This window comes from Streptantibioticus ferralitis (assembly GCF_029223525.1).
Lineage (GTDB): Bacteria > Actinomycetota > Actinomycetes > Streptomycetales > Streptomycetaceae > Streptantibioticus_A > Streptantibioticus_A ferralitis.
The window spans coordinates 52,382-67,553 of record NZ_JARHTQ010000023.1; the positions used below are offsets into that span (position 1 = coordinate 52,382).

Here is a 15,172-nt window from a genome sequence, read left to right on the forward strand (position 1 = left end):
GAGACCGGGGGCCCGGCCGCGTTGTCAGGTGCATGCGTTGGCGTTCTTCCCTCACATCGATCATGGGGGAGCACCGGCATGACGAACACCCGATTCCGTAGGGCCGCGGCGGCAGTTGCCGTCATCGCGGCGCTGGGAGCGGTCTCCGCGTGCGGCGGCGGCAAGTCCGCGAACGCGCAGCAGTCCGGCGCACCGTCGGGCGGCCGGCAGCCGGTGGTGGCCTCGGCCATCAGCGAACTGCTGAAGGTCAGGAGCAGCACCGACCAGGCGAAGTCCGCCAAGGTGGAAGAGGACGGCACCATGGGCGCCATGGGCGCGTCCCACGAGTCGGGGGCGCTGGACTGGTCGAACGGCCTCCAGGGCGATCTGACGGTCACCTCCTCCGGCAAGTCGCTGACCGGCGCCATGGGCATCTCCGAGTTCCGGTACACCAAGGACGCGATGTACTCGCACTTCGGTGACCAGATGGCGCAGAGCCTCGGCGGCAAGCACTGGATGAAGTACAGCTACGACCAGCTGGACAAGCAGGGCCCCGCCGGCAGGGCGATGCACCAGCAGATCCAGAACGGCAACCCCAACCAGTCGGTGCTGATGCTGATCGCCAGCGGCGACGTGAAGGTCGTCGGCAAGGAGAACGTGCGCGGGGTCGACGCCACGCACTACTCGGGCACCGTGGACGTCGCCAAGCTCACCGAGCAGCAGACCCCCGGGATGACCAAGGCCGACCAGGAGCAGATCAAGCAGCAGCTGAGCCAGGCCGGGATCACCACCGACAAGATCGACATCTGGGTCAACAGCGGCAACCTGATGGTGAAGAAGACCGAGCTGATGCACGCCGCCAAGGGCGACATCAACCAGACGTGCTACTACTCGGACTACGGGACCCCGGTGTCCGTCACCGCGCCCGCGGCCTCGGACACCGTCGACTCCGCCGCGATGGCGGGCGGGCTCCCGAAGCAGGCGTAGGACACGGCGGAGCGACGCGGGCGCCCTCGCCGGGATGCGCCGTACAGGCGATTTGCCTCCCGGCGAGGCGCTCGCGTAATCTCATGCGGAAGCCAGAGACCGCTGGTTGCTGCTGTGCCCATATCCGGGTGTGGCGGCCGAAGGATCCGCATGATGCGGACGGCCCGCGCAGGTGTGTTGAGGACAAGCTCCCGGATTCCGTCCGGTTGAGCTACGCCCCGTGCGCCTGCGCCGGGGCGTTTCGTACGTTCGCAGCCCCTTCCGTGCGGTCCGCAATTACCCGGAAGGAGGCCGAGGCTCATGGCGAGGCCCGACAAGTCCGCCGCGGTTACCGAGCTGACGGACAAGTTCCGCAGCTCGAACGCCGCTGTGGTCACGGCGTACACCGGTCTGAGCGTGGCGCAGCTCAAGCAGCTGCGTCGTTCTCTCGGGGAGAACGCCCAGTACCGCGTGGCGAAGAACACGCTGACCAAGATCGCGGCCAACGAGGCCGGGATCAACACGATCGACGACCTGTTCACCGGGTCGACGGCGATCACCTTCGTCACCGGCGACCCGGTGACGTCGGCGAAGGCGCTGCGCGACTTCGCCAAGGACAACCCCGCTCTCGTCATCAAGGGCGGTGTCCTTGAGGGCAAGGCGCTGTCCGCCGATGAGATCAAGAAGCTCGCGGACCTCGAGTCCCGCGAGGTGCTGCTCGCCAAGCTGGCCGGTGCGATGAAGGGCAAGCAGTCCCAGGCTGCCGCGCTCTTCCAGGCCCTGCCGTCGAAGTTCGTCCGCACCGCGGAGGCGCTTCGGGTCAAGGTCGAGCAGGGCGGTGCCGGTACGCCGGCTCCCGCCGCCGAGGACGCTCCGGCCGCCGAGTAATCGGTTCTCGGAACCCTCGCAGCGGGCCCGTACGCCCGCCGACATGTACATCCCGGCACCAGCCGAATTAGTGGAAGGACCGCCATCATGGCGAAGCTCAGCCAGGAAGACCTGCTCGCGCAGTTCGAGGAGATGACCCTCATCGAGCTCTCCGAGTTCGTGAAGGCGTTCGAGGAGAAGTTCGACGTCACCGCCGCCGCCCCGGCCGCGGTCGTCGCCGCCGGCGCCCCGGGTGCCCCGGCCGCCGAGGCCGTCGAGGAGAAGGACGAGTTCGACGTCATCCTCACCGGCGCCGGCGAGAAGAAGATCCAGGTCATCAAGGTCGTGCGTGAGCTGACCTCGCTCGGCCTGAAGGAGGCCAAGGACCTGGTCGACGGCACCCCGAAGCCGGTCCTGGAGAAGGCCAACAAGGAGGCCGCGGAGAAGGCTGCCGAGGCCCTCAAGGCCGCTGGCGCCTCCGTCGAGGTCAAGTAAGGCCCCGACACGGCCACAGCCGTGTGTGCCCCTTTCGAGGGGCTGATCAGCCGCAGGGCGGCCACCCTTTCGGGTGGCCGCCCTGCGGTGTTCCGGTCCACGGGCACCCGGTTCCGCGCCGTTGTCGGTGGACCCGGGTATGGTGATCTTCGCCGGTTCGCCGAGTCCCGCCGCGAGGGTCCGTCGTGAGGTCCGATGTGAGGATCTCCGAGGGGCGGGGGCCTTGACGAACCGGACGCAGCGCGCAATTCTCAGGACGCGTCGTGATGTCGGTCCGGGTGTCGAGGCATGGATCGCGGGCGATGCGGGAATGACTGAGGTCGAGCGAGCGCAGCACCCAGTAGGACCCAAGCAGGATCCAAGCGAGCGGGATCCAAAGGCGTAGAGCCCGGCCGAGGCCGGGCCTACCGGATGACGAGGGGGAGAAGATTCGGTCTCCGAATCTCTGCTCTGGACATCAGTGTGCCGAGTGGCTACACTGACCCTTTGCGCTGCCTGTTAGCTGCCGCCTGGCCCGTCACCAGCGGCAAGCCCACGTCTGAGCACCGAAAAATGGAGATGTCCACGACCAGGATGTCACCTGCGTGCCCAGGGGCGGACCGGTACGCGCGTAGTGAGTCCGAGCCCTCGGAAGGACCCCCTCTTGGCCGCCTCGCGCAACGCCTCGACTGCCAATACGAACAACGGCGCAAGCACCGCCCCGCTGCGCATCTCCTTCGCGAAGATCAAGGAGCCGCTTGAGGTTCCGAACCTTCTAGCGTTGCAAACCGAGAGCTTCGATTGGCTGCTCGGCAATGCCGCATGGAAGGCTCGTGTCGAGGCGGCTCTCGACAACGGGCAGGATGTGCCCACGAAGTCCGGTCTGGAAGAGATCTTCGAGGAGATCTCCCCGATCGAGGACTTCTCCGGGTCGATGTCGCTGACTTTCCGCGACCACCGTTTCGAGCCTCCGAAGAACTCGATCGACGAGTGCAAGGAGCGCGACTTCACGTACGCGGCTCCGCTCTTCGTCACCGCCGAGTTCACCAACAACGAGACCGGTGAGATCAAGTCCCAGACGGTCTTCATGGGCGACTTCCCGCTCATGACCAACAAGGGCACCTTCTGCATCAACGGCACCGAGCGTGTCGTGGTCTCCCAGCTGGTCCGCTCGCCCGGTGTGTACTTCGACAGCAGCATCGACAAGACCTCCGACAAGGACATCTTCTCCGCCAAGATCATCCCGTCCCGGGGTGCCTGGCTGGAGATGGAGATCGACAAGCGCGACATGGTCGGTGTCCGTATCGACCGCAAGCGCAAGCAGTCCGTGACCGTCCTGCTCAAGGCGCTCGGTTGGACCACCGAGCAGATCCTCGAGGAGTTCGGCGAGTACGAGTCGATGCGCGCCACCCTGGAGAAGGACCACACCCAGGGCCAGGACGACGCGCTGCTCGACATCTACCGCAAGCTGCGTCCGGGCGAGCCGCCGACGCGTGAGGCCGCCCAGACCCTGCTGGAGAACCTCTACTTCAACCCGAAGCGCTACGACCTGGCGAAGGTCGGCCGCTACAAGGTGAACAAGAAGCTCGGGGCCGACCAGCCGCTGGACGCCGGTGTGCTGACCACCGACGACGTCATCGCGACCATCAAGTACCTGGTCAAGCTGCACGCCGGGGAGACCGAGACGGTCACCGAGAGCGGCGGGACCGTGGTCGTCGAGGTCGACGACATCGACCACTTCGGCAACCGCCGCCTGCGCAACGTCGGCGAGCTCATCCAGAACCAGGTCCGTACCGGCCTGGCCCGTATGGAGCGCGTCGTCCGCGAGCGGATGACCACCCAGGACGTCGAGGCGATCACGCCGCAGACCCTGATCAACATCCGGCCGGTCGTCGCCTCCATCAAGGAGTTCTTCGGCACCAGCCAGCTGTCCCAGTTCATGGACCAGACCAACCCGCTGTCCGGTCTGACCCACAAGCGCCGCCTGTCGGCGCTGGGCCCGGGTGGTCTGTCCCGTGAGCGGGCCGGTCTGGACGTCCGTGACGTGCACCCGTCGCACTACGGCCGCATGTGCCCGATCGAGACGCCGGAAGGCCCGAACATCGGTCTGATCGGCTCGCTCGCCTCGTACGGCCGGGTCAACGCGTTCGGCTTCATCGAGACCCCGTACCGCAAGGTCGTCGACGGCTCGGTCACCGAAGAGGTGCACTACCTGACCGCCGACGAGGAGGACCGCTACCTCATCGCGCAGGCGAACGCCGCGCTGAGCGAGGAGGGCACCTTCACAGAGGGCCGTGTGCTGGTCCGCCGCCGTGGCGGCGAGGTCGACCTCGTCCCCGGCTCCGACGTGGACTACATGGACGTCTCGCCGCGCCAGATGGTGTCGGTCGCGACCGCCATGATCCCGTTCCTCGAGCACGACGACGCCAACCGCGCGCTCATGGGTTCGAACATGATGCGCCAGGCGGTGCCGCTGCTGAAGGCGGAGTCGCCGCTGGTCGGTACCGGTATCGAGTACCGCGCCGCGGTCGACGCCGGTGACGTGATCACCGCCGAGAAGGACGGTGTGGTCCAGGAGGTCTCCGCGGACTACGTCACCGTCGCCAACGACGACGGCACCTACACCACGTACCGGGTCGCCAAGTTCAGCCGCTCCAACCAGGGCACGTCCTTCAACCAGAAGGTCGTCGTGGACGAGGGCGCCCGGGTGATCGCGGGCCAGGTGCTCGCCGACGGTCCGTCCACCGACAAGGGTGAGATGGCGCTCGGCAAGAACCTGCTGGTCGCGTTCATGCCGTGGGAGGGCCACAACTACGAGGACGCGATCATCCTGTCGCAGCGCCTCGTACAGGACGACGTCCTCTCCTCGATCCACATCGAGGAGCACGAGGTCGACGCCCGTGACACCAAGCTCGGCCCCGAGGAGATCACCCGGGACATCCCGAACGTCTCCGAGGAGGTCCTGGCCGACCTCGACGAGCGCGGCATCATCCGCATCGGTGCCGAGGTCGTGGCCGGCGACATCCTGGTCGGCAAGGTCACCCCGAAGGGTGAGACCGAGCTGACCCCGGAGGAGCGCCTGCTGCGCGCGATCTTCGGTGAGAAGGCCCGTGAGGTCCGTGACACCTCGCTGAAGGTGCCGCACGGTGAGACCGGCAAGGTCATCGGCGTGCGCGTCTTCGACCGCGAGGAGGGCGACGAGCTGCCGCCGGGCGTGAACCAGCTGGTCCGCGTCTACGTGGCACAGAAGCGCAAGATCACCGACGGTGACAAGCTCGCCGGCCGACACGGCAACAAGGGCGTCATCTCGAAGATCCTGCCGGTCGAGGACATGCCGTTCCTGGAGGACGGCACGCCGGTCGACATCATCCTGAACCCGCTGGGTGTGCCGTCCCGAATGAACCCGGGACAGGTCCTGGAGATCCACCTGGGCTGGCTCGCGAAGCAGGGCTGGGACGTCTCCGGGATCGCCGAGGAGTGGGCGCGCCGCCTGCAGGTCATCGAGGCCGACAAGGTCGAGCCCGGCACCAACGTCGCGACCCCGGTCTTCGACGGTGCCCGTGAGGACGAGATCGCCGGTCTGTTCGAGTCGACGATCCCGAACCGCGACGGCGACCGGATGGTGCTGCCCTCGGGTAAGGCCCGGCTGTTCGACGGCCGCTCCGGCGAGCCGTTCCCGGCGCCGATCTCCGTCGGCTACATGTACATCCTGAAGCTGCACCACCTGGTGGACGACAAGCTGCACGCCCGGTCCACCGGTCCGTACTCGATGATCACCCAGCAGCCGCTGGGTGGTAAGGCCCAGTTCGGTGGCCAGCGCTTCGGTGAGATGGAGGTGTGGGCGCTGGAGGCTTACGGCGCCGCGTACGCCCTCCAGGAGCTGCTGACCATCAAGTCCGACGACGTCCTCGGCCGTGTGAAGGTCTACGAGGCCATCGTCAAGGGCGAGAACATTCCCGAGCCCGGCATTCCCGAGTCCTTCAAGGTCCTCATCAAGGAAATGCAGTCGCTCTGCCTGAACGTGGAGGTGCTGTCCAGCGACGGTATGTCCATCGAAATGCGTGACACGGACGAGGATGTCTTCCGCGCTGCGGAGGAACTCGGTATCGACCTGTCCCGGCGCGAGCCGAGCAGCGTCGAAGAGGTCTGACGGGTTGGCCGGGGGCCTCACCACAAGGCCCCCGGCTCTCCCCGGACCCGTTCAGACCATGTTTGACACTCGACCCCGAAAGAGGGATTGACGACCAGTGCTCGACGTCAACTTCTTCGACGAGCTGCGGATCGGCCTGGCCACCGCGGACGACATCCGTCAGTGGTCGCACGGCGAGGTAAAGAAGCCGGAGACCATTAACTACCGCACCCTGAAGCCCGAAAAGGACGGACTCTTCTGCGAGAAGATCTTCGGTCCGACCCGGGACTGGGAGTGCTACTGCGGCAAGTACAAGCGTGTCCGCTTCAAGGGCATCATCTGTGAGCGCTGCGGTGTCGAGGTGACTCGCGCCAAGGTGCGTCGTGAGCGGATGGGCCACATCGAGCTGGCCGCTCCCGTGACCCACATCTGGTACTTCAAGGGCGTTCCGTCGCGCCTTGGCTACCTGCTGGACCTTGCCCCCAAGGACCTTGAGAAGGTCATCTACTTCGCCGCCTACATGATCACGTGGGTGGACGAGGAGCGCCGCACCCGCGACCTGCCGTCGCTGGAGGCCCAGGTCTCCGTCGAGCGCCAGCAGGTCGAGCAGCGCCGTGACGCCGATGTCGAGGCCCGGCAGAAGAAGCTGGAGGCCGACCTCGGCGAGCTGGAGGCCGAGGGTGCCAAGGCCGACGTGCGCCGCAAGGTGCGCGAGGGCGCCGAGCGTGAGATGAAGCAGCTGCGCGACCGCGCGCAGCGCGAGATCGACCGTCTCGACGAGGTGTGGAGCCGCTTCAAGTCCCTCAAGGTCCAGGACCTGGAGGGCGACGAGCTGCTCTACCGCGAGCTGCGCGACCGCTTCGGCACCTACTTCATGGGCGGCATGGGCGCCGCGGCGCTGCAGAAGCGCCTGGAGTCCTTCGACCTGGAGGAGGAGGCCGAGAAGCTCCGCGAGATCATCCGGACCGGCAAGGGCCAGAAGAAGACCCGTGCGCTCAAGCGCCTCAAGGTCGTCTCGGCGTTCCTGCAGACCCGCAACAGCCCCAACGGCATGGTGCTGGACTGCGTCCCGGTGATCCCGCCGGACCTGCGCCCGATGGTGCAGCTGGACGGTGGCCGCTTCGCGACCTCCGACCTGAACGACCTGTACCGCCGTGTGATCAACCGGAACAACCGCCTCAAGCGTCTCCTTGACCTCGGTGCCCCCGAGATCATCGTGAACAACGAGAAGCGGATGCTGCAGGAGGCCGTCGACGCGCTGTTCGACAACGGCCGCCGCGGCCGTCCGGTCACCGGCCCGGGCAACCGCCCGCTGAAGTCCCTCAGCGACATGCTGAAGGGCAAGCAGGGTCGGTTCCGTCAGAACCTGCTCGGTAAGCGTGTCGACTACTCGGCCCGTTCGGTCATCGTCGTCGGCCCGCAGCTCAAGCTGCACCAGTGCGGTCTGCCCAAGGCCATGGCGCTGGAGCTCTTCAAGCCGTTCGTGATGAAGCGCCTGGTGGACCTCAACCACGCGCAGAACATCAAGTCGGCCAAGCGCATGGTCGAGCGCGGCCGCACGGTCGTGTACGACGTGCTGGAAGAGGTCATCGCCGAGCACCCGGTGCTGCTGAACCGTGCGCCGACCCTGCACCGCCTCGGTATCCAGGCATTCGAGCCGCAGCTGGTCGAGGGCAAGGCCATCCAGATCCACCCGCTCGTGTGCACCGCGTTCAACGCGGACTTCGACGGTGACCAGATGGCCGTGCACCTGCCGCTGTCCGCGGAGGCGCAGGCCGAGGCCCGCATCCTGATGCTGTCCTCGAACAACATCCTCAAGCCCGCCGACGGCCGTCCGGTGACGATGCCGACGCAGGACATGGTCCTGGGTCTGTTCTTCCTCACCACGGACTCCGAGGAGCGCGAGGTCAGGGGCGAGGGCCGGGCGTTCGGTTCGGTCGCCGAGGCCATCATGGCGCTCGACGCCCGCGAGCTGTCCCTGCAGGCCAAGGTGGACATCCGCTTCCCGGTCGGCACCGTCCCGCCGCGTGGCTGGACCCCGCCGCCCGCGGAGGAGGGTGAGCCCGAGTGGCAGCAGGGCGACCCGTTCCGGCTGCGCACCACCCTGGGCCGGGCACTGTTCAACGAGCTGCTGCCCGAGGACTACCCGTTCGTCGACTACTCGGTGGGCAAGAAGCAGCTCTCCGAGATCGTCAACGACCTGGCCGAGCGCTACCCGAAGGTCATCGTCGCGGCGACGCTCGACAACCTGAAGTCGGCCGGTTTCTACTGGGCGACCCGCTCCGGTGTCACCGTCGCGATCTCCGACGTCGTCGTCCCCGAGGCCAAGAAGACCATCCTCGAGGGCTACGAGGCGCAGGACGAGAAGGTCCAGAAGCAGTACGAGCGCGGCCTGATCACGAAGGAAGAGCGGTCCCAGGAGCTCATCGCGATCTGGACCAAGGCGACCAACGAGGTTGCCGAGGCCATGAACGAGAACTTCCCGAAGACCAACCCGATCTTCATGATGGTCGACTCGGGTGCTCGCGGAAACATGATGCAGATGCGTCAGATCGCGGGTATGCGTGGTCTGGTGTCCAACGCGAAGAACGAGACCATCCCGCGGCCCATCAAGGCGTCGTTCCGTGAGGGTCTCACCGTGCTGGAGTACTTCATCTCCACCCACGGTGCCCGTAAGGGTCTCGCGGACACCGCGCTGCGTACCGCCGACTCGGGTTACCTGACCCGTCGTCTGGTGGACGTCTCGCAGGACGTGATCATCCGCGAGGAGGACTGCGGCACCGAGCGCGGCCTCAAGCTGTCCATCGCCGAGCGCGGCGAGGACGGTGTGCTGCGCAAGGCGACCGGCGTCGAGACCAGCGTGTACGCGCGCAGCCTGGCCGAGGACATCGTGGTCGACGGAAAGGTGCTGGCCCCGGCCGGTACCGACCTCGGCGACGTGCTCATCGACCAGCTGATCCTGCACGGTGTCGAGACGGTCAAGACCCGCTCGATCCTCACCTGCGAGTCCGCCGTCGGCACCTGCGCGATGTGCTACGGCCGCTCGCTGGCCACCGGCAAGCTGGTGGACATCGGCGAGGCGGTCGGCATCATCGCCGCCCAGTCGATCGGTGAGCCCGGCACCCAGCTGACGATGCGTACCTTCCACACCGGTGGTGTGGCCGGTGACGACATCACCAAGGGTCTGCCGCGTGTGGTCGAGCTCTTCGAGGCCCGTACCCCGAAGGGTCTGGCCCCGATCAGCGAGGCCGAGGGCCGGGTCCGGATCGAGGAGACCGAGAAGACCCGCAAGATCGTCATCACCCCGGACGACGGCAGCGACGAGATCGCCTACGCGGTCTCGAAGCGTGGCCGCCTGCTGGTGGACGAGGGCGACCCCGTCACGGTCGGTCAGAAGCTGATGGCCGGTACCGAGAACCCGCACGACGTGCTGCGGATCCTCGGCCAGCGGGCCGTCCAGATCCACCTGCTGGGCGAGGTCCAGAAGGTCTTCACCTCGCAGGGTGTGTCGATCCACGACAAGCACATCGAGATCATCATCCGGCAGATGCTGCGCCGGGTGACGATCATCGAGTCGGGCGACGCGGAGCTGCTGCCCGGCGAGCTGGTCGAGCGCGGTCGCTTCGAGCAGGAGAACCGCCGTGTGGTCGCCGAGGGTGGTCACCCCGCCTCCGGCCGCCCGCAGCTGATGGGTATCACCAAGGCCTCGCTGGCCACCGAGTCCTGGCTGTCGGCCGCCTCCTTCCAGGAGACGACCCGGGTGCTCACCGACGCGGCGATCCACGCCAAGTCGGACTCCCTGCTGGGCCTCAAGGAGAACGTCATCCTCGGCAAGCTCATCCCGGCCGGTACGGGTCTGTCCCGCTACCGCAACATCCGGGTCGAGCCGACCGAGGAGGCCAAGGCCGCGATGTACTCGGCCGTCGGCTACGACGACATCGACTACTCGCCGTTCGGCACCGGCTCCGGCCAGGCCGTTCCGCTGGAGGACTACGACTACGGGCCGTACAACGCCTGACGTCGCCTCCCGGCGAGCGCACCGTAAGGGCGGCTGCCCCCTCTTCGGAGGGGGCAGCCGCCCTGCTTGTTGCCGTGGGTGCGAAGTGGCCGGCGCCGGGGTGACCGCGCTGCGGGCGCGGCGGGTTGCTCAGCCCTTGCGGCGCAGCCAGCGCCGACCGCGTTCGGGCCGGATCGGATCTCCGGCGGCGGTGGCGGTGCCGTTGGGGTGGATGATCAACGGCCAGACGGTGCCGTCGGGGTCGGTCGCGTTGGCGCGAACCGGACGGGCGAGGCCGAGCTTGCCGATATGGCCGGCCGCGGCGGCAACGGCTGCCGCGCGGGGGTCGGTCCCTGGCGCCTGTGGGACGGGCGCCTCGTTGATCAAGGCCGTCCCCTCCGCGGTGAGGGTGATGTTGATCAGGGGCCAGGCGGGCACGTTGTCGGGATCAACATCCTGCGGCGGTATCGGTTCCTCGCCGGATGTGTGGACCGGCTGCACACCGGCATGGGCGGTGTGCGGCGGTGCTTGTCCACCGGTCGGGGCCGGTGCGGCAGGGGGCTCTGCGGCGGCGTACGACGTCGGCTCGGGCGCCTGGTCGGCGGGAACCGATGGCGATGCCGGCACGGGGGGCTCTGAGCCTGGCGCGGACGCCGACTCCACCGGGTCGGAAGGGATGTCCGGAGCGTCACGTCGACTCAGTGGCCGCTCCCCTTGGAAGACTCCGCCCTCCGGCGTGATGATCATCGGCCAGCGCTGGCCGTCCGCTTCGCGCAGCACGGCGCTCACGACATGGCCGAGCTGTTGGGCGCGGGCGGCTGCAGCCTTGCAGACGGCTACCCGGGGGTCGGTGCCGTCGGGTACCTCGACGGGGGTGCCGTCGAGGTACGCCTGATGGTCCGCCGTGACGATCAGGGACAGGCGGGGGTGGCGAGGTACGTCCTCGAAGCGGGGTCTAGTCATGGTGGCGTCGCGGGCTCGGGTCAGGAGGAGACGTTGACCGCGGAGACAAGCCAAGGGGATTTGGCGCCGACGCGGCTCATGGTTACGAACACGGTCGCAGTCGTCGGACGTCCGGTCCAGCCGTCGCGACCGTGCGGGGTAACGATAATGCCCCACTGGCGACGCGCGAGAGTGGCTGAGTCGGCGGGTTGGTCGTCGTGCTCCGCGCGCGCGGTCACGGTGGTGTAGGCGCGGTGGCGGGCCCACTCGCTCCATTGCGTGCCGGGAGCGGCAAGGGGCGGGGTGGACTTGAGGGCGGAGAGGTAGTCAGCGGTGAGGAACGGGGCGGAGCGCAACTCGGCTTGGTACTGCGAGGAGTCGATGGTCGAGTCGACCGTCCACTGCACGGCGATCACGGCCTTGCTCACCGCGTCCGGGTCCTGGCCGTTCACGGTGGACGGCGCTGGGAGCGGGACCGGGGGGCTCCCCGCCTTACCGGAAGGCAGCGGCTGGGAGCTGGGCAGCGCCGTCGTGGGGCCGGGCGGCGTGGGCGCGGTGGCATGACCGCTGCTGCAGCCGACCGCGGCCATCAGCGCCGCCGTCGCAAAGGCCATCGCTGTCAAGCGTCGAAGGGCGGTGGTCACCCGAACCTCCTGACGGTCTGAACCATCCCGTTGTACTCGCTGAGCGGTGCGGTGCGCACGAAAGCTCCGGTGTGGGGCGCCTCTACGATCTGGCCGCCGCCGATGTAGAGCACGACGTGGGAGTAGTCGCCGGGCTGCTCCGTTTGGATAACGACCGCGTCGCCGGGCTGCATCTGGTCCCTGGGGATCTCGGTTCCCATGGTGGCCATGTCCTCGGAGGAGTGCGGCAGATCGATCTTTCCGCCTGACGCCTGGTACACGGCGTACAGCACGAGTCCGGAGCAGTCGAAGCCGCCTCCCGTCGGGCCGGAGGGCGCGCCGCCACCCCAGACGTAGGGGAGGCCGAGGTACTTCTCGGCTGCCGCGATCTCGGCCTGGCCGAATGCCGATCCGCCGCCGACGGGGCCCGAGCTGAGCGGTGCCTCGTACTTCTTCATCGCGGCTTCGATCGAGGTGACGTACCCCTGGGTCTCCGCGTAGGGCGGAACGCCGTTGTACTGGAGGACGGCACCGGGGCCCGCGTTGTAGCCGGCGAGGATGTTGGCCACCGCGTCCCCGGGCACGCCGGCGACCTGTTTGGCGATGGCGCAGTCGTAGCGGCCCATCGCCATGATGGCGTCGGCCGGGTTGAGCGGGGAGACGTTGTGCGTGCCGTCGTCGTCCCGGCCCCAGTTGGGCCAGGTGCCCGGCATGAACTGGGCGATGCCCTCAGCGCCGACGGGGCTGCGTGCGTTGGGGTTCCAGCCGCTCTCCTGCTCTATCTGAGCGGCTATCAGCGGCGCTGAGACGGCCGGGCATTCGGCTCCGGCGGCTTTGACCCACTGCAGGTAGGCCGTTGGCACGCTGCCGGCGGCCAGGCCGAGGCCTCCGGCGGTGGCCGAACTGCCTCCGCCGCCCGCCATCATGAACAGCATCAGCAGGGAGAAGATGAAGAAAAAGACGCCGCCGGCGGCGATGAATCCGCATCCCTTCACGCCGCCCACGGAGCACGCTCCGTTCTGGAGCGGGATATCCCAAACGGTTCAATCTGGGCGCAACGGTGACAGGTATCCAATTCCCTGTGCAGCCGGGTTGTCTCGCCGATTCTGGCCATCATCCCCCCAATTGACGTCGGATCATCTCGAGACCGTCCGCCGATGCTGGTCAATGCGTAGACGATAGCCGTAACGGCAAGGTTCAGGCCAAATACTTGGAACCGGTTGTCTGCGCCGTCCCTTACACTCACCACTGCATGAACGGGGGAGGAGTCGCAGTGCAGGAAACCAATCCGTGGGTGACCAAACCGCTACATACTGCGCAGCTTATTCAGGGACAGATGCCTCAGCCCGCCGACAGCCACATGGGGCCAACGCGGCAGCAGCCCGGTGCGGTTGAGTCACCGTCAACCGGTCTGCCCGCGTTTCCGCTGACGGCGCCCCAGCAGGGCCCGCCGGCTCCGTGGTGGTGGGTCGGCTGCCACGGAGGCGCCGGCGCCAGTATGCTCACGGCGGCTCTCGCGCACACCAACGCCGCTGACGCGCACGGTCGGTGGCCGGCGCCGCAACGGCCCGATCTGGCCCGCGCCGTGGTGGTCGCCCGCACTCACTACCACGGCCTGCAAATGGCCCAGCTGGCCGCACGCCAGTGGGCCTCCGGCGGTACGCCGGAAGGCGTCGAAGTCCTGGGACTGGTGCTCGTCACCGATGCGCCGGGCAAACTGCCGCGTCCGCTACGCGAGTTCGCGCACCTCGTCTCCGGCGGGTTCCCGCGGGTCTGGGAGATCCCCTGGTTCGAGGAGATCCGCTGCGGGGCTCCCCCCGCACCCCAACACCCGGCCTACCGCCGGATTGAAAAAGATCTGTCCCGTGTCGTCTCTGGAGGTATCCCCCATGCGTGACCTCGTCCTGGCCGCGGCGGTCCGCGGTGACAAGTTCCTGGCCGTCGTCAACCCCGGCCAGGGGTCCCAGCCGCCCGGCGGCGACAAGCTGACGACGGTGCTCGGATGGGTCGCGTGGATCGTCTGCGGTGTCTGCGTCGCCGGCGTCCTGATGGTCGCGGGCCGGATGGCCGTGATGCACAACCGCGGTGAGGGCGGCCAGCACATGGTCGGCATCGCCTATGTCCTGGGTGCGTGCGTGCTCGTCGGAGCAGCCTCGGCACTCGTCGGCGCTCTGGTCTGACCGGGCAGGAAGAGGAGGAGAACTCCGTGGGCATCAACGACCTTCCTACCGGAGACGACCAGCGCAGCCAGTTCCGTCGCCCGGGATTCCTCGCGGCGATCGCCTTCCTGGCCCTTGTGGTGGTTCTGGCCGTCGTCGTTGTCGTCTCGAGCGGCGGCGGCAAGAGCACCAAGCCGGTCGCCGGTCCTTCGAAGGCCGACGGGCAGCAGACGAGTGGTGGACAGTCGACGGCCACCAGCAGCCCGGGGTCCACGGGTAACGCGTGCGGTCTGACCGACACCAGCCAGACCGTGCCGTCGGCCACCCCGCCCAACATCAAGTGGGAGCTGTTCGCCGGCGCCGCCGTCCCCTCCGCTCCGGCCGCGGGGCCGGGCAAGGTCAACGGCTATGTCGCCAGTTGCTATGCCCACACGCCCTTGGGCGCGCTCCTCGCCGTCTCCCAGATCGGCCAGCGGCTGGGGGTCGCGAACAATGCGCAATCCGCCGAGATACTCAAGCAGCAGGCGGTTCCAGGGCCGGGGCTGGACCATGACCTCGGCGTTCTCTCATCGGGAGCCCAAGTAAACGACGGCACCCCGGAAGCGCAATTGGCGGGCTTTCAGTTCGCCAGCTACTCCGGCGACACCGCGGTTATCAACCTCGTGGACAAGGCGACCGACGGCTCGTACAGCACGGCGACCTTCACGGCCCGTTGGCTTGGCGGGGATTGGAAGATCCAGCTCCAGGACAACGGGGCCGACAGTTCAACGGTGGCACAGGTCAACGGTCTTTCCGGATACGCGGCGTGGAGCGGTGTCTCGTGACAGGCATATGGATGGGAGGGGGCGTCCGGCATGTGTAACTGGTTGTTGCATCCCTTCGGCTGCGCAACTCACGCGGTCAGCACGGGAATCATCAACGAGATCGCTTCGGCCGTCCAGACCGCCGAAGCGGACATGATCGGCGCCCTCGCATCGCTGTGGGTCCGGGCGCCAACGCCCACGCTGGGCTCGACGGCCACCGGCGAACCCACAGG

11 protein-coding genes are annotated in these 15,172 nt (G+C 67.7%); 8 read left to right on the forward strand and 3 right to left on the reverse strand.

Annotated elements, in window-relative coordinates; all coding sequences use genetic code 11:
* Positions 1–78: 78 nt before the first annotated feature.
* The 5 genes from P2L57_RS28325 to P2L57_RS28345 all read left to right on the forward strand — a co-directional run bounded on the left by P2L57_RS28325 (position 79) and on the right by P2L57_RS28345 (position 10,433).
* On the forward strand, positions 79–966 hold the full coding sequence (locus P2L57_RS28325) for an SCO4651 family lipoprotein (RefSeq protein ID WP_275819099.1): 888 nt from the start codon (positions 79–81) through the stop codon (positions 964–966).
* Between the two features lie 300 nt (positions 967–1,266).
* Entirely contained in the window at positions 1,267–1,833 is a 567-nt protein-coding gene (gene rplJ / locus P2L57_RS28330) for a 50S ribosomal protein L10 (RefSeq protein WP_275819101.1), read from the forward strand.
* Between the two features lie 87 nt (positions 1,834–1,920).
* Entirely contained in the window at positions 1,921–2,307 is a 387-nt protein-coding gene (rplL, locus tag P2L57_RS28335; protein ID WP_275819103.1) for a 50S ribosomal protein L7/L12, read from the forward strand.
* Between the two features lie 643 nt (positions 2,308–2,950).
* Complete coding sequence (rpoB, locus tag P2L57_RS28340) at positions 2,951–6,436, forward strand: DNA-directed RNA polymerase subunit beta (protein WP_275819105.1); 3,486 nt, start codon at positions 2,951–2,953, stop codon at positions 6,434–6,436.
* 97 nt (positions 6,437–6,533) lie between these two features.
* Entirely contained in the window at positions 6,534–10,433 is a 3,900-nt protein-coding gene (locus P2L57_RS28345) for a DNA-directed RNA polymerase subunit beta' (RefSeq protein ID WP_275819107.1), read from the forward strand.
* Between the two features lie 129 nt (positions 10,434–10,562).
* Here the strand turns inward: P2L57_RS28345 and P2L57_RS28350 are convergent, their stop codons facing one another.
* The 3 genes from P2L57_RS28350 to P2L57_RS28360 are packed head-to-tail and all read right to left on the reverse strand — an operon-like array spanning position 10,563 to position 12,981.
* Positions 10,563–11,375, reverse strand: coding sequence for a hypothetical protein (locus P2L57_RS28350; protein WP_275819109.1), 813 nt, complete (start codon positions 11,373–11,375; stop codon positions 10,563–10,565).
* A 20-nt stretch (positions 11,376–11,395) separates the two neighbouring features.
* Positions 11,396–11,968, reverse strand: coding sequence for a hypothetical protein (locus P2L57_RS28355; protein WP_275819111.1), 573 nt, complete (start codon positions 11,966–11,968; stop codon positions 11,396–11,398).
* Between the two features lie 26 nt (positions 11,969–11,994).
* Entirely contained in the window at positions 11,995–12,981 is a 987-nt protein-coding gene (locus P2L57_RS28360; protein WP_275819113.1) for a C40 family peptidase, read from the reverse strand.
* A gap of 356 nt (positions 12,982–13,337) precedes the next feature.
* Here P2L57_RS28360 and P2L57_RS28365 point away from each other — a divergent pair, with 356 nt between their 5' ends.
* The 3 genes from P2L57_RS28365 to P2L57_RS28375 are packed head-to-tail and all read left to right on the forward strand — an operon-like array spanning position 13,338 to position 14,960.
* A complete protein-coding gene (locus P2L57_RS28365) occupies positions 13,338–13,874 on the forward strand; it encodes a DUF6668 family protein (protein WP_372515969.1) in 537 nt (178 codons plus the stop codon).
* Positions 13,867–14,157 (forward strand): hypothetical protein, encoded by a 291-nt coding sequence (locus P2L57_RS28370; protein WP_275819117.1) that lies wholly within the window; start codon positions 13,867–13,869, stop codon positions 14,155–14,157. The genes P2L57_RS28365 and P2L57_RS28370 overlap by 8 nt, the downstream gene beginning before the upstream one ends.
* Positions 14,158–14,183: 26 nt before the next feature.
* Entirely contained in the window at positions 14,184–14,960 is a 777-nt protein-coding gene (locus P2L57_RS28375; RefSeq protein ID WP_275819119.1) for a DUF8175 domain-containg protein, read from the forward strand.
* The last annotated feature ends 212 nt before the right edge of the window (positions 14,961–15,172 follow it).

Coding starts and splice junctions, on each gene's coding strand:
- P2L57_RS28325 (WP_275819099.1), top strand. CDS start 79: ATGACGAACACCCGATTCCGTAGGGCCGCGGCGGCAGTTGCCGTCATC.
- rplJ (WP_275819101.1), top strand. CDS start 1,267: ATGGCGAGGCCCGACAAGTCCGCCGCGGTTACCGAGCTGACGGACAAG.
- rplL (WP_275819103.1), top strand. CDS start 1,921: ATGGCGAAGCTCAGCCAGGAAGACCTGCTCGCGCAGTTCGAGGAGATG.
- P2L57_RS28350 (WP_275819109.1), bottom strand. CDS start 11,375: ATGACTAGACCCCGCTTCGAGGACGTACCTCGCCACCCCCGCCTGTCC.
- P2L57_RS28355 (WP_275819111.1), bottom strand. CDS start 11,968: ATGGCCTTTGCGACGGCGGCGCTGATGGCCGCGGTCGGCTGCAGCAGC.
- P2L57_RS28365 (WP_372515969.1), top strand. CDS start 13,338: ATGGGGCCAACGCGGCAGCAGCCCGGTGCGGTTGAGTCACCGTCAACC.
- P2L57_RS28370 (WP_275819117.1), top strand. CDS start 13,867: ATGCGTGACCTCGTCCTGGCCGCGGCGGTCCGCGGTGACAAGTTCCTG.